Source organism: Flavobacterium hydatis, assembly GCF_000737695.1.
Lineage (GTDB): Bacteria > Bacteroidota > Bacteroidia > Flavobacteriales > Flavobacteriaceae > Flavobacterium > Flavobacterium hydatis.
Genome location: NZ_JPRM01000002.1, coordinates 31345 through 44671 on the forward strand (window position 1 = coordinate 31345; position 13327 = coordinate 44671).

At 31.5% G+C, this 13327-nt stretch carries 15 protein-coding genes; 5 read left to right on the forward strand and 10 right to left on the reverse strand.

The features are described from left to right. The first annotated feature begins 49 nt into the window (after nucleotides 1-49). Nucleotides 50-721 carry a tRNA (adenosine(37)-N6)-threonylcarbamoyltransferase complex dimerization subunit type 1 TsaB gene (gene tsaB, locus IW20_RS01480; protein WP_035617856.1) on the forward strand — a complete coding sequence of 224 codons (672 nt, stop codon included), beginning with the start codon at nucleotides 50-52 and terminating at the stop codon, nucleotides 719-721. A gap of 9 nt (nucleotides 722-730) precedes the next feature. Here the strand turns inward: tsaB and IW20_RS01485 are convergent, their stop codons facing one another. From IW20_RS01485 to IW20_RS01495, 3 genes are all read right to left on the reverse strand, one after another. Next, complete coding sequence (locus tag IW20_RS01485; RefSeq protein WP_035618116.1) at nucleotides 731-1543, reverse strand: mechanosensitive ion channel family protein; 813 nt, start codon at nucleotides 1541-1543, stop codon at nucleotides 731-733. Nucleotides 1544-1646: 103 nt separating this feature from the next. Next, nucleotides 1647-2171: a hypothetical protein gene (locus IW20_RS01490; RefSeq protein WP_035617859.1), complete on the reverse strand. Its 525-nt coding sequence runs from the start codon at nucleotides 2169-2171 to the stop codon at nucleotides 1647-1649. Nucleotides 2172-2344: 173 nt separating this feature from the next. Continuing rightward, nucleotides 2345-3244, reverse strand: coding sequence for a NifU family protein (locus IW20_RS01495; RefSeq protein ID WP_035617861.1), 900 nt, complete (start codon nucleotides 3242-3244; stop codon nucleotides 2345-2347). Nucleotides 3245-3407: 163 nt separating this feature from the next. Between IW20_RS01495 and IW20_RS01500 the strand changes: the two genes are divergently transcribed. Beyond that, the gene (locus tag IW20_RS01500; protein WP_035617863.1) at nucleotides 3408-4397 is read left to right on the forward strand and encodes a PorP/SprF family type IX secretion system membrane protein; all 990 of its coding nucleotides are present in this window, start codon (nucleotides 3408-3410) and stop codon (nucleotides 4395-4397) included. Between the two features lie 27 nt (nucleotides 4398-4424). Then, complete coding sequence (locus IW20_RS01505) at nucleotides 4425-4940, forward strand: gamma carbonic anhydrase family protein (protein WP_035617865.1); 516 nt, start codon at nucleotides 4425-4427, stop codon at nucleotides 4938-4940. 6 nt (nucleotides 4941-4946) lie between these two features. Here IW20_RS01505 and IW20_RS01510 read toward each other — a convergent pair whose 3' ends face one another. The 5 genes from IW20_RS01510 to IW20_RS01530 form a co-directional block, all read right to left on the reverse strand. Next, complete coding sequence (locus IW20_RS01510) at nucleotides 4947-5660, reverse strand: LytR/AlgR family response regulator transcription factor (RefSeq protein WP_035617867.1); 714 nt, start codon at nucleotides 5658-5660, stop codon at nucleotides 4947-4949. Nucleotides 5661-5792: 132 nt separating this feature from the next. Then, entirely contained in the window at nucleotides 5793-6902 is a 1110-nt protein-coding gene (locus tag IW20_RS01515; RefSeq protein ID WP_035617869.1) for a sensor histidine kinase, read from the reverse strand. Beyond that, on the reverse strand, nucleotides 6903-7256 hold the full coding sequence (locus IW20_RS01520) for a DUF4907 domain-containing protein (protein ID WP_035618118.1): 354 nt from the start codon (nucleotides 7254-7256) through the stop codon (nucleotides 6903-6905). After that, nucleotides 7246-8241 (reverse strand): Kelch repeat-containing protein, encoded by a 996-nt coding sequence (locus tag IW20_RS01525; RefSeq protein ID WP_035617871.1) that lies wholly within the window; start codon nucleotides 8239-8241, stop codon nucleotides 7246-7248. The genes IW20_RS01520 and IW20_RS01525 overlap by 11 nt, the downstream gene beginning before the upstream one ends. 16 nt (nucleotides 8242-8257) lie before the next feature. Next, on the reverse strand, nucleotides 8258-9103 hold the full coding sequence (locus tag IW20_RS01530; protein WP_035617872.1) for a DUF6268 family outer membrane beta-barrel protein: 846 nt from the start codon (nucleotides 9101-9103) through the stop codon (nucleotides 8258-8260). Between the two features lie 230 nt (nucleotides 9104-9333). On the opposite strand from IW20_RS01530, the gene IW20_RS01535 reads away from it, so the two are divergent. Together IW20_RS01535 and IW20_RS01540 are read left to right on the forward strand one after the other, a co-directional pair. Next, complete coding sequence (locus tag IW20_RS01535; protein WP_035618120.1) at nucleotides 9334-10659, forward strand: DUF4270 family protein; 1326 nt, start codon at nucleotides 9334-9336, stop codon at nucleotides 10657-10659. Beyond that, entirely contained in the window at nucleotides 10660-11898 is a 1239-nt protein-coding gene (locus IW20_RS01540; protein ID WP_035617875.1) for an OmpP1/FadL family transporter, read from the forward strand. 3 nt (nucleotides 11899-11901) lie between these two features. Here IW20_RS01540 and murI read toward each other — a convergent pair whose 3' ends face one another. Together murI and IW20_RS01550 are read right to left on the reverse strand one after the other, a co-directional pair. Further along, the gene (murI, locus tag IW20_RS01545) at nucleotides 11902-12678 is read right to left on the reverse strand and encodes a glutamate racemase (RefSeq protein ID WP_035617877.1); all 777 of its coding nucleotides are present in this window, start codon (nucleotides 12676-12678) and stop codon (nucleotides 11902-11904) included. Nucleotides 12679-12822: 144 nt separating this feature from the next. Beyond that, nucleotides 12823-13320: an OmpH family outer membrane protein gene (locus IW20_RS01550; protein WP_035617878.1), complete on the reverse strand. Its 498-nt coding sequence runs from the start codon at nucleotides 13318-13320 to the stop codon at nucleotides 12823-12825. Nucleotides 13321-13327: the final 7 nt, after the last annotated feature.

Here is a 13327-nt window from a genome sequence, read left to right on the forward strand (position 1 = left end):
TATAGTAGAATTAGATTGTTTTTTGTTTCCATAAAATATAAAATTAGTTTTGGCTTACATTCTTAATATTGAAACTGCTACAAAGAACTGTTCTGTTGCTTTAGCAAAAGAGGGGAAAATAATTCTGCACAAAGAAATCTCAGAAGAAGGCTATTCTCATGCCGAAAGATTACATGTATTTATCGAAGAATGTATTCTGGAAGCTGGAGTTTCTTATAAGGATTTATCTGCAATTGCAGTTAGCCAAGGACCTGGATCTTACACAGGATTGCGTATAGGAGTTTCGGCTGCAAAAGGTTTGTGTTATGCCTTAAATATTCCGTTAATAGCTGTAGATACATTACAAACATTAGCTTCTCAGGCAAATGTAACCAACGGTTTAATAGTTCCGATGCTTGATGCAAGACGCATGGAGGTATATAGTGCAGTATTTAACTCTAAATTAGAAAAGCAAAGAGAAATTTTGGCTGAAATTATTACCGAAAATTCGTTTGAAGAATATACAGAAACTATTTACTTTGTTGGAGATTGTGCTGAAAAATGCAAACCAATTTTAACGAAAGAAAATTTTATTTTTCTGGAAGAAGTTAAATACCCATCTGCAAAAGAAATGAGTATTATAAGTTTTAATAAATTCAAAATAAACGACATTGTAGATGTCGCTTATTTTGAACCTTACTATTTGAAAGACTTTATGGTTACAGCTCCCAAAAAGCAATAAAAATCTTTTTTATTTTTGAAGCGTAAAAGGCTGAACAGAAATTCCAGCTTCGTCTAGAGCAATTTTGCAATGTTCTAAAGTCTGAGAACTAACAGTTCCGAAATTTTCATTTTTAGCCCAAGGACGTACCGCAAATTCTACAGAACTAGCTGTTAAGTTTTTTACAAAAACTTCTGGTGCAGGATTCTTAAGTACATTCGGATTGTCTGTTAATATTTTTTCAAGAATATCTTTCGCCTTTTTAATATCGGCATCATAAGCAATTGCAAATGTTAGGTCGGCTCTACGTTGTCCTTGCATAGAGTAATTAATAATTGTGCCATTAGATAAAGCTCCATTAGGTACAAATACTGTTTGATTGTTTGCAGTAAGCAACTTAGTTACAAAAATTTGTATTTCAGAAACAGTTGCAATAATACCTTGTGCTTCAATTGTATCACCAACTTTAAAAGGTTTAAATACAATAATAAGCATTCCTCCGGCAAAGTTAGAAAGCGAACCTTGTAGAGACAAACCAACTGCAAGACCCATAGCACCAAGGATAGCGACAAACGAAGATGTTTCAATTCCTAGTTTGGATATGAATGATACAAACAATAATATTCGTAATGCCCATAATAAAATATCTGCTAGGAATTTTGTTAAGGTAGGGTCGAGGTTACGTTTTTCCATTATTCGACGCATAACTCTATTAACAACGCGAATAATGTAGAGACCTACAAATAAAATAAGAAAAGCTGAAATTAGCTTAGGAGAGTAATCAACTAATATTTTGATAAATTGATTAACGTACTCACTAATTTGTTCTGGATTTAGATTCATTTTTTTAATATAAAAAAACCTTCTCATGTGGAGAAGGTTAGAATTAGTTTGGCAAAGATAAAAATTAATTATTTTATTAATAAGGAATTGCTGTCATCTTTAACTATTTATTTAACGCTTTATCCGATGCTTCATCGGCAGCGTCAGTTACATCACTTGCAAGCGATTTTGTTTCTTCTGTAACAGTTTCGGCAGTTGTTGTAGTTGTTTCTTTAACAGAATCTACAGCTTTTTCAATAGCATCCGAAGCTTTTCCAGCATATTCGCTAACGACTTCTTTTGCTTGGTTTGCATAACCTTCGGCACTATCTAGTATTGGGGCAGAAACTTCTTTGACTTTGTCTATAGTTTCTCCGGCAAGAGTTTCAGCTTTTTCAAGATACGGAGTCGATACTTCTTTAACTTTGTCTATAGTTTCTTCAGCAAGAGTTTCAGCTTTTTCAAGATATGGAGCCGATGCTTCTTTAACTTTGCCTATGGTTTCTTCGGCAAATGTTTCGGCTTTTTCAAGATAAGGAGCAGCAGCTTCTTTCGCTTGTTCAAATGTACTTTCGGCTTGGTCCGCTAATTCTGTTGCAGACTCCTTGGCAGTGCCGAACAAATTCTTAAAAAATGATGATAATCCCATAATAGTTCTTATTGATTAATATAGATTACAATATTAATCTTTTTTTTAAGAAGTATATTATTTGTGTAGTAATAATTTATTGATAATAAGTGGTTTGGAGTTTGTGTTGGTATTTTTAAGGCAATAAAAAAGCGCTTCAATTGAAGCGCTTTTTAAATTCTTTTAAAGAAGAGTTATGCGTTTACAGCTTCTACTTTTATGTTATCGTCATTTAGCATACTTTTTAGCATATTTTCGATACCGCTTTTAAGTGTAAATGTAGATGATGGACAACCGCTACAAGCTCCCTGTAAAATTACTTTTACAGTTTTGTCTGCGTCATTATAAGAATCAAAAGCAATATTTCCACCATCAGCAGCTACTGCAGGTTTTACGTATTCTTCTAATATATTGATGATTTGTTGTGATGTTGTATCAAGTTTATCAAAAGCTTCATCTTTAGTAACATCATTTTTAGTTGCTACTTCGATTAAACTTTCGTCTAGAACAGTTCCTCCGTTTTCGATATATTGTTTAATGAAAGTTCTTAGTTCAAGAGTGATTTCTTGCCAATCATTAATCTCATATTTAGTTACAGAAATATAGTTTTCATCGATAAAAATCTCTTTTACGTAAGGAAATTTAAATAATTCCTGAGCTAATGGAGAAGATGCAGTTTGATCAATATTTTTGTATTCTATCGCGTTTTTAGTCAGCATTCTGCTTACCACAAATTTTAGAGCAGCAGGGTTAGGAGTCGATTCACCATAAACAGTTATTGGCTGTTTTTTAGGTTTGTTTTCGTCGATAGATATAATTACTCCACCATCGTTTACAAATGTTTCAATTTGTTCCGCTACAGCGTCTTTTACATCATCCCATTCTACAATGCTATATCTTTCGATAGCGATAAAATTCCCCGAGATATATACTGTTTTTACAAATGGTAGATAAAAAAGCTTTTGAGCTAGTGGAGAGTTTTTAGCTTCATCAATATTTTTAAATTCAAAGCTCTCATTCTTAGTGATAAAGTCAGGAAATTCAAATTTTAATATAGTAGGGTTTTGTGTTTCTTTTATAGTGAGTTTTGTCATGATTTAGTAATTTTTTACAAATTTACTAAAGTTATTTTCTACTAATAGTTATATTTGATATTTAATATTAAAATAGCGTATTATTTCCTCTATCTTAGGAATATTTACCATATCATAGTATTAAAATAATATTTTAACACCTACTTTAATAAACTTTCCCCCAATGTATACTAAAATTAAATATTCAGTTTTTCTATTATTTATATTTTCTTATGCATACTCTCAAGAAGGTATTCCTGTTTATTCAGATTATTTGTCAGATAACTATTATTTAATACATCCTTCGATGGCTGGTGCAGCAAATTGCGCTAAACTAAGATTAACAGCACGTAAACAATGGTTTGGTCAGGATGATGCGCCAACACTGCAAACGTTGAGTTTTAATGGTCGAATAGGAGATAGTAGATCAGGAGCTGGAATTATAGTTTTTAATGATAAAAATGGTTACCATTCTCAAAAAGGAGTTAAACTTACTTACGCATATCATATCCTTTTTTCTAGAGATGAGATCGATTTAAACCAGCTTTCATTTGGTATGAATGTAGGAGTAATTCAGAACCAGCTAGACGAAACAGCTTTTGATGCATTTGATCCAATTGTTGTTGGAGATATTCAAAAGGATACTTATTTTAATGTAGATTTTGGTGCATCATATAATTATCTTAATTTTTATGCCCATGCTACAGTTCAAGGAGCTGTTGAGTCCAGACGTGAGATATATACAGAATTTGAAAGCGATAATCTTAGAAAATATCTTTTGAGTGCAGGATATGTATTCGGAAATAAAAAGAAATTATTATGGGAACCTTCAGTTCTTTTTCAATTATTTGATAAAACCAAAGAGAAGTTAGTTGATATTAACCTAAAAGCATACAAGAATATGGATTTTGGTAGCCTTTGGGCTGGATTATCATATAGAAGAAGTTTTGATGGAGCTCAATATTATGATGGTTCCGGAATATCAACTCAAAAATTGCAATATATAACACCTATCTTAGGCGTTAATTATAAAAACTTTATGTTCGCTTATACCTATTCGCAAGTTACGGGTAATGTAAAGTTTGATAACGGAGCGTATCATCAAATTACTTTGGGACTTAACTTATTCTGTAAGCGCGAACGATATGATTGCGATTGTCCTGCAATAAATTAATTATAATTCATTTTAAAAATAAATTTCATGTTGATAAAATCTGTAAACGGAAAAACACCTAATATTCCAGAGGATTGTTATGTAGCCGAAAATGCAACGATTGTAGGAGATGTTACTTTTGGAGATTCATGTAGCGTTTGGTTTAATGCTGTAATTAGGGGAGATGTAAATTTTATTAAAATCGGGAATAAAGTAAATATCCAAGACGGTGCTATTATTCATTGTACGTATCAAAAGCATCCAACAATTATAGGAAATAATGTTTCTATAGGACATAACGCAATTGTACACGGTTGTACGATTCACGATAATGTATTAATAGGAATGGGAGCAATCGTAATGGATAATTGTGTTGTAGAGAGCAATGCTATCGTTGCTGCTGGAGCTGTAATAACGCAAAATACAGTTGTAACATCAGGTAGTATTTATGCTGGAGTTCCTGCAAAGAAGGTAAAAGATATAGACCAATCTGATTTTGCTGGCGAAATAGAACGAATTTCTAATAATTATGTAATGTATTCGAGCTGGTTTAAAGAAGAGTAGAAGTAGTTACAAATTTATTTTTTCGAAGAAAGCATTTTTATAGCTTTCGCTGATGGGAATTCTTTTATCTCCAATCAAAGCTTTGTTTTTTTGAATTGATTTTACGTGTTTGATATTAATAATATACGATCGATGAATTCTAGAAAAACCTTTATTAGATAGTAAGTTTTCAAGCTTTATAAGACTTATTAATGTTAAGGTATATTTATTATCTGTAGTGTAAATTTTTACATAATCTTTTAATCCTTCGATAAATAAAATATCCGAAAAGTTCAGTTTTACATTCTCATATTCGGCTCTTACAAACATGAAATCCTGGTTGATTTCGGGAGCCGAAATTGGATTTACACTTGCAGGAATATGCAACGGATTAAATAGTTGTTGTGCTCTTACAACCGATTTTAAAAAGCGATGAAACGGAATTGGCTTTACTAAATAATCTACAGCACCAAGGTTAAAACCTTCTACAGCATAATCAGAATAAGCTGTTGTAAAAATGACCAAAGGTTTCTTTTCGATAGCATTTAAAAAATCTATTCCTGAAAAATGAGGCATTTCTATATCTAGAAAAATTAAATCGATACTCGTCTGATTTATAATAGAAATAGCATCAATTGCGTTATTGAATGTATTTACTAATTCTAAAGAATCGACTTTGCTCACAAAATCCTTAAGTAACTCAACTGCTAGAGGTTCATCATCTATAATTACACATTTCATTTGTCGTCTTTTTTAGATAAAATTTATGATGCGAAAATATAACTTGACCACTAAAGACAAGTTAAAATTAAATTTTCAATAGTTAATTTCCTGTTATAGTTTGCTACAATCTGCAGCATTATTAACTTGGTCTTAAGTGATAGCCGTTTGTATTTCGTCTAGTTTTAAGTTGAGATGTACGTTATAAAATTTCTTGGTTTCGGTTATTTTAAGTTCGTGAGCATTTGGATAGAGAAGGTCCAGGCGACTCTGAATATTAGTTAATCCAATTCCAGAATTTTCAGGATCTTTTTTATAGTTTTCGACTTTGTTTTCTACCCAAAAATTCAAACTGTTTTGTTCTATAACTATTCTAATTTTTACAAAAGCAGCACCTTTATAATCTGTTCCATACTTAAAAGCATTCTCTACAAATGAGATTAATAGTAACGGTTCTATAAATTTGTTTTTGGGTTCACCATGTACATTAATAGTAATGTTCTCGATGTTGTTTAATCTTAATTTTTGTAATTCAATGTAATTCTGGATGTAATTTATTTCTTTCTCGAGAGCAACAGTTTTATTGTCCGTTTCATACAACATATAGCGCATTAGTTCAGACAATGTAACAATTGCATCCGGAACCAAATCTGATTTTTTATGTGCCAGAGAATAAATACTATTTAAGGAATTGAACAAAAAATGAGGATTTGTTTGTTTTCGTAAATATATTAACTCAGTAGTTGTTCGGTGTGTTTCGGCGATTAATTTATTTTGTTGGTTATTATAAAACTCCGATAATGTTTTAATAATAGCGCTTATCGTAACTATTAAGATATAAAAAAAAGAAGGAGCTATCTTAAAAAATAATGGCTGAGTAAGCATTGTCGTTCTAAATTTAATATTCTTCAGAGGCATATGCTGTCCTTCTACAGGAACAGTTCTCATAGGAGGCATTCTTTTCGCTATCTGAATATCAGGCATAAAATAGCTATCTCGAATAATTATAAAAGTCACAATCAGAGCTACAATAAATGCCGAATACAGCCAGTATTTTTTTTGTAAAAGCAATGCAGGTACTAAATAAAAATAGTTTAGATAAAACAATATAATTCCAGTAATCCATTGTACATAAAAATCGGGCGTTATCTGGAACGGGCTTTCGTAAAATTGAATCAATGAGGTTATGATAAAGAAAGTCCATATAACACTATGAAATAGTATTTTGTTAGAACTAGTATTCTTGATTATTTCGACGTTCATTTAGATAGTTATATCTAATAAAATTAAATCTTTTTTTGTTAAGGTTGGGGATAAATTAGCTTCAAGCTTTTTTACAACCAAATTTCCAGTTTTTAAGGCGTCTTTTTCGGTAGTAAAGCTCTTGTAATTATTAATAACAGGAATTATGGTTTGCTTGATTATGATTTTTTCATCAGTAGCAATTGTGTAACCCCAACCAGTAGCCGTCTTTATAGACTCTACATGAAAGTTCTCTTTTTTATTACAAGCCACAAGTAATAAAATAGCAATTATTATAATAATTACTGAGCCTGAAGAAGCGTAATTTTTCTGGATTTTTGCCCAGAAGAATCGTTTTTTTGTGTTAATTGTCATAATCATTTTGTTCTTCCAGAGGTTTAAATTCCCAAGCATCATCAAAATAGGATGAACCAGATCTTCCTAATAAAACAAATCCTCTATCATTGATTGCAAAACCTACAGCATCTGTTCTTGAAGAGCCTTCTAGAGAGGTTCTTTCTTTCCATAAATCCGTAGATGGATTGTATTCCCAAATTGTTTTTGAGCCTTCTCCACAAGCAATATACCCTAAGCCATTCATGGTAAAACTAGTAGCGTTAGAGCGCACAATCGAGTAGGTATCATGGTCACTTTCGCTATCGTCCAGATTTCTTTTTTTTGTCCAAAGATCTGTGCTTGGGTCAAATTGCCAGAAATCATTTTGATTAGAACCACTATTTACACCAGTGCCTAAATATGCTTTATCATTAATTACAAAAACAGTCGCATTCCTTCTTTTGTTACCACTAAAACCATTTACTTGATTCCAGGTATTAGAGGTTTGATTATACTGATAAAAATCTTTTAAATAATTCCCGTCATAACCTGTACCAAAATAAGCTTTTCCGCCTACTTGAAATCCTACTGCAGAATAACGTGCAGAACCTGCAAATTCAGCTTTTTGCTCCCAAACATTTGTCGCTGGGTTGTATTCATGAAAATCTTTTAATTTATTAGTTCCATCGTAACCAAGACCAATGTAGCCTTTTCCGTTTAACTCAAAAGCAGATGCCGAACTTCTGGCAACTCCTGTAAAATCTGCTTTTTGTTCCCAATAATCTCCTGTAGAATTATATACCCAAAGGTCTTTTAGATATTCATCTCCAGTATATCCTGTTGCAACATAAGCATAATTCCCAATTACAAAACTTGCTGCACTAGATCTTGCAGGGCCATCAAAAGCAGATTTTTTGACCCAGTTTCCCATCAATTCATCATCGTTATTGTCATTACTACAGCCTACAAAAGAGAGACTCGTAATGAATGTTGCGAATAATATTCCTTTTTTTAAACTATTCATAATGTATTTATATTTGTTAGTGTTTGTATTTTATACCAATGTTAAGAATGTAGCTGTTGCCGATATTAAAATCATAAACGTTATCGGTATCATGATTTGATAGTTGATATTTTTTATTAAAATCATACCCAGCTTTAAAATTTACAAACCAATTTCCATCCATGTTTCTCTCATATTCTAATGCAGTAGTAATTTGAGATAAACTCGCTTTTGTGGCTGTATTATCGTCTAAATATTTAGTGTTATCTAGATTAAAAAAATCGCCATTAAAACTATTTGTCAAGCTAAATACATTGCGTTCATTGTTAGAATATGATATTGCTGTATTAGGAAAACCAATAGTCATTTTAGCAACATCATTTATTTTATGATAAAAAGAAAATGTTGGAATTATTTGAGGTAATCCTAAGGCATTAGTTCTTTTTATCCCAAAGCTGACGATGTTGTTTTTATTAATAACCTGATTAATTTCTAATCCTCCTAAAATTGATAAATCAGAAAGATTGAGGTTTTCCTGAAAATTTAATGTTGGTTCTAATTCTAGATTCAACGTTGTTTTTGATGTTAATAAGTGAGCAACTAGTAATGTGTTCTTGATACTATTGTATGGATTGTAACTGTGCTTATAAGCATAATTCTCTATGTCATACTTAACTCCGATATTTTTGTATTGCAATGTATTTGTAATCTTGTTTTTAGCATCGATGTTTTTATAAACCAAAATTCCGATGCTTGTTTCGTTTAATGTGATTTTGTCTGCTGGTTCAGTTTTTATATTTAAATCTACGCTATAACCATTTTGAGCATAAATTGTAAACATCGGAACCATAATAAGTAAGGATAGTAAAGTTTTTATTTTCATTATTTATTTATTGGTTCAAAAGTAGTTATGATATTATTTTTAAAAAAAGAAGATATATATATCGGGCTTTCCAATAGACTAAATGGCAAATTTTAGTGCCGAATGGTATTATTTGTTATTGCTTGGTGTTTGTAGATTGTTTCGTTCTATTTATAGATACAATTGGTTAGGTCGTATATGTTGTGATGTTCTCTAGAAAAGTGCATTTTATATTTGTTGAAAAAATATTTATGCACAAGTTATTGTTACCGCTGTTTCTGGGAGTTTTTATGGTTTCCTGTAATTCGGATAGAGATGCCGGAGAATTTGTTGTTGGTTCGGATTATTTATCGATAGGGAATAAAGTAATTTTAATCGATACTTTGACTGTTGATATGTCTACCATTAATTTTGATTCATTGGTTACATCTAGCCAAAAAAGGATTTTGGTAGGGAACTATGTAGATCCTATTTTTGGGAAGGTAAAGTCGGATAGTTACCTTCAGCTAATTGCAAATAATTATAGTTTAAATACAGGAGGTTCAGACACTAATTTGCCTAATTATGTTTTTGATTCTATTGCAATGGTTCTGAAATATGATAACTATTTCTTTGGAGATACTACCCAAACTCAAACATTCGATATTCATCGATTAACTCAAAAAGTAAAGCCAAATAAGGAGGATAAAAATTTCTACAATAATTCGACTTTAACTTATTCTCCCGAAAGTTTAGGGTTGATTTCATATAAACCGCGACCAACTCAAAAAGATTCTATTAATATAAGAATGAGTGATGCTTTTGGTTCAGAGCTTTTTCAGAAATTAAAGAAAAAAGAAGTTACCAATTTTGATGAATTTACAGAATATTTAAAGGGAATGGTTCTTACATCATCTACAACAAATTCATCGAGTGTTATTGGGTTTAACCAAGCAACAAGTGTAGTAAGGCTTTATTACTCAATATATCAAGGACAATCTGAGAAATCTTTGGTAAAAGATTTTTCTATTCTGGATGCTTCTAAGCAGTTTAATAATATTTCATTAGATAGAACAGGTACTCTTATCGAGAACTTACCAATCTCATCGAGCAAGTTACCAAGTTCCCAAACCGAGAATAAAGCTTTTATTCAGTCAGGAACAGGAATTGCCTGTAGAGTTGATTTTCCGGGTATAAAGAGATTAAAATATATAGCCGAAAAAGGAGCAATAGTAGACGCTCAGTTAATAATAAAACCAGTTGCTAATTCCTATTCAAAGATATACCCATTGGCAGATTCATTACGTGTATATGTTGGAGATAATTTAAACCGAATTAGTGGTACGCTAAATAATTCGTCTGGAGCAGCCATGTATGCGATATTAAATAAAGCTAGTGATGAGTTTAACGAAAATGTTGAATATAAAATTGCGATAGGAGGTTTTTTGCAAAAAGAAATGCTGAAACAATCTGATCTGAAATCTTCATTAATCTTCACGCTTCCTAATATAAATAAAGCAGTTAATCGACTTGTTTTAGGAAACCAGAAATTGCAAAACAATAAAATGGAATTGAAAATTTATTATATCACTTATTAAATGAAAAATAAAATAGCGTTAGCAGGTTTACTAGTTTTAATGTCATTGACTTCGTTTTCTCAAAGTATTTCTAGTTCCCCATATTCACTTTACGGATTGGGTAGTTTGTATGATTCCGATTTTGGTTCACTTCCCTCTATTAGTTCTTCGGGGATTGCTTTACCATCTAGTGAGTTTATAAATAATCTTAATCCAGCTTCATTAGGATTTATGTATCAGAATCATTTTTTGTTTGATGTAGGAGGTAAATTTATCGAAACCACATATCGAAATAATTCAAAATCAGAGAATCGTAATAATGCCCAGTTTTCTCATATCGCATTTGCTTTTCCACTTACCCAAAAATCTGCTTTTAGTGTTGCGTTACAGCCTTATTCGAGTGGAGCATTTAAAATTTCAGATCTTAAAATTCCAATAGAAAATAGCCAGGATAAATATAATCTAGACGTTACTGGCACAGGAGGTTTAAATAATTTTGATTTCTCGTATGCATATAGAGTCAATAAAAAATTGTCTTTGGGACTTTCTGCAGCTGTACTTTTTGGTAACACTACAGATGATAGATATTATACAGTAATGAACTCTATTACTAATATTAATAAAAAAACTAATTATGTTGGGCTACGACCAACGCTTGGATTTCAATATCAAATAGATTCAACACTAACGATTGGTTCTACTTTTAAATCACCATCAAGAATTAAAGCTTCTAAAGTGCAAACCGTTACAAGCGTAGGAGATTCGGGTACGATAACTACAGATTCTGATACGGCTTCTGATGTAGACGATTTTTATTTGCCCACAGAAATTGGAATAGGGGTGAGCAAGGTTTTCAAAAATAATTTGACCATGTCCTTTGATTATGAAAAGAGCCTTTGGAAAGATACTAAACAATCAGAGTTATATGGAGATTTTGTAAACCAAGACCGATTGGCATTTGGGGTTTCCTATAAGAGCAAAAAGAATGCTCGTAAATATATAGATCGTATCGGGTATGGAACGGGAATAAGTTATGATACCGGTTATCTTGAAGTCGATAATCAAAGAGTTAAAAATGTTTCTTTTTCGCTTGGACTAACACTTCCGTTAGAAAGTAATTCTTTCTCAACTCTAAATATTTCGTATTCTTACGGACAAAAAGGGAAAATTGGTGATGGACTTATAAAAGAGAATTATCATAAATTATCACTCAATTTATCATTAGATGGATTATGGTTTATAAAGAGAAAAATTGATTAATAGTTAAAAAATTTTCTCTTCAATTTTATATTTATTTTCTAGTATATCCGATAAAACTTTCGGGTTGCCATTAGTATAAAATATAGGATCATCTATAGGGCCATTATTAAATCCTATTTTTTCGCGGAGTACATTTTGCGTCTGTTTTGCGACAGCTTCTCCTGAATCAATAATCTGAATGTGTTCGGGTAATATTTTTTTTATCTGAGGTATTAAATATGGATAATGACTGCATCCTAATACTAAATAATCAATATTAGCCTCAATCATTGGTCTGAGGTAAGATTCAAGAAGTTGTGCCATTTCAGGAGAGTTTAAATCTCCATTTTCAATTAGCGGAACTAAACCATGACCTACTTGTTCAATAATTTTAGTGTCTTGGTACATTTCGGTTGCTTTATTAAAAAGCTCACTGTTTAATGTGCCTTGTGTAGCGAGGATTCCAATAGTTTGCGTTTTAGAGTTTGTCGCAGCTGGTTTTATTGCAGGCTCAATTCCTATAAACGGAACAGTATATTGTTCTCTTAATTCTTTTATAGCATTTGTAGTTGCTGTATTGCATGCAATAACAATTAGTTTGCATCCCATATCAAGTAAAAAATCTACATTTTTTTTACTTAAGTCTACTATTTCCTGTTTGGTCTTTTGACCATAAGGTGCATTTTTAGTATCTGCTAAATAGATTGTTTTTTCGTTAGGAAGTAATTGATGAATTGCAGTCCAAATAGAAGTGCCACCAATGCCAGAATCGAAAACGCCTATGGGATTATTGTTTGTCATAAAAACAAAGTTAAGTATTTTTTGGAATCAAATAAAAGCCTTTAACGAGGATTTTTGAATAGAGTAAAATTAATTTTATGTATAAAAAAACTGCTCGAACCATTTTATTGGTGAGCAGTTTTTTATTTTTTATAAGACAGTTTTTTAGAAACCTAAGTCTTTTTTTACATCAGCAGTAACGTTTGGACCGTCAGCTAACAAAAGAGTAGAACCATCTAAAACATATTGGTATCCTTTTGCTTTTCCAACTTTTTGGATAGAAGCTCTCACTTTTTCCATTAATGGTTTAACGATATCAGATTCTTTTTGTTGTAATTCTTTTTGAGCGTTATCTCTAAAGTCTACAATTCTTTTTTGCATGTCTTGAACTTCTTTAGAACGTTCTCCATTAACAGCGTCAGTTACTGTAGCTGATTCAGCTTCGTATTTTTTTAATTTTGCTTGGTATTCTTCTACCATTTTTTTGTAATCTGCATCATATGTACCGCTTAATTTCTCAAGTTGTTTTTGTGCGTCTATCATTGCTGGCATTTTAGACATAATTTCGCTTACATCAACGTGAGCTACTTTTGCTTGAGCATTCATTTGGTTTGCTCCTAAAACTAGTATTGCAGCAATTAGTAAAGTTTTGATTTGTTTCATCATTTTA

What these genes read in the sequence shown, in the direction of transcription:
- IW20_RS01485 (WP_035618116.1), bottom strand. Translation starts at nt 1,543, where the DNA reads ATGAATCTAAATCCAGAACAAATTAGTGAGTACGTTAATCAATTTATC.
- IW20_RS01490 (WP_035617859.1), bottom strand. Translation starts at nt 2,171, where the DNA reads ATGGGATTATCATCATTTTTTAAGAATTTGTTCGGCACTGCCAAGGAG.
- IW20_RS01495 (WP_035617861.1), bottom strand. Translation starts at nt 3,244, where the DNA reads ATGACAAAACTCACTATAAAAGAAACACAAAACCCTACTATATTAAAA.
- IW20_RS01500 (WP_035617863.1), top strand. Translation starts at nt 3,408, where the DNA reads ATGTATACTAAAATTAAATATTCAGTTTTTCTATTATTTATATTTTCT.
- IW20_RS01505 (WP_035617865.1), top strand. Translation starts at nt 4,425, where the DNA reads ATGTTGATAAAATCTGTAAACGGAAAAACACCTAATATTCCAGAGGAT.
- IW20_RS01510 (WP_035617867.1), bottom strand. Translation starts at nt 5,660, where the DNA reads ATGAAATGTGTAATTATAGATGATGAACCTCTAGCAGTTGAGTTACTT.
- IW20_RS01515 (WP_035617869.1), bottom strand. Translation starts at nt 6,902, where the DNA reads ATGAACGTCGAAATAATCAAGAATACTAGTTCTAACAAAATACTATTT.
- IW20_RS01520 (WP_035618118.1), bottom strand. Translation starts at nt 7,256, where the DNA reads ATGACAATTAACACAAAAAAACGATTCTTCTGGGCAAAAATCCAGAAA.
- IW20_RS01525 (WP_035617871.1), bottom strand. Translation starts at nt 8,241, where the DNA reads ATGAATAGTTTAAAAAAAGGAATATTATTCGCAACATTCATTACGAGT.
- IW20_RS01530 (WP_035617872.1), bottom strand. Translation starts at nt 9,103, where the DNA reads ATGAAAATAAAAACTTTACTATCCTTACTTATTATGGTTCCGATGTTT.
- IW20_RS01535 (WP_035618120.1), top strand. Translation starts at nt 9,334, where the DNA reads ATGCACAAGTTATTGTTACCGCTGTTTCTGGGAGTTTTTATGGTTTCC.
- IW20_RS01540 (WP_035617875.1), top strand. Translation starts at nt 10,660, where the DNA reads ATGAAAAATAAAATAGCGTTAGCAGGTTTACTAGTTTTAATGTCATTG.
- murI (WP_035617877.1), bottom strand. Translation starts at nt 12,678, where the DNA reads ATGACAAACAATAATCCCATAGGCGTTTTCGATTCTGGCATTGGTGGC.
- IW20_RS01550 (WP_035617878.1), bottom strand. Translation starts at nt 13,320, where the DNA reads ATGAAACAAATCAAAACTTTACTAATTGCTGCAATACTAGTTTTAGGA.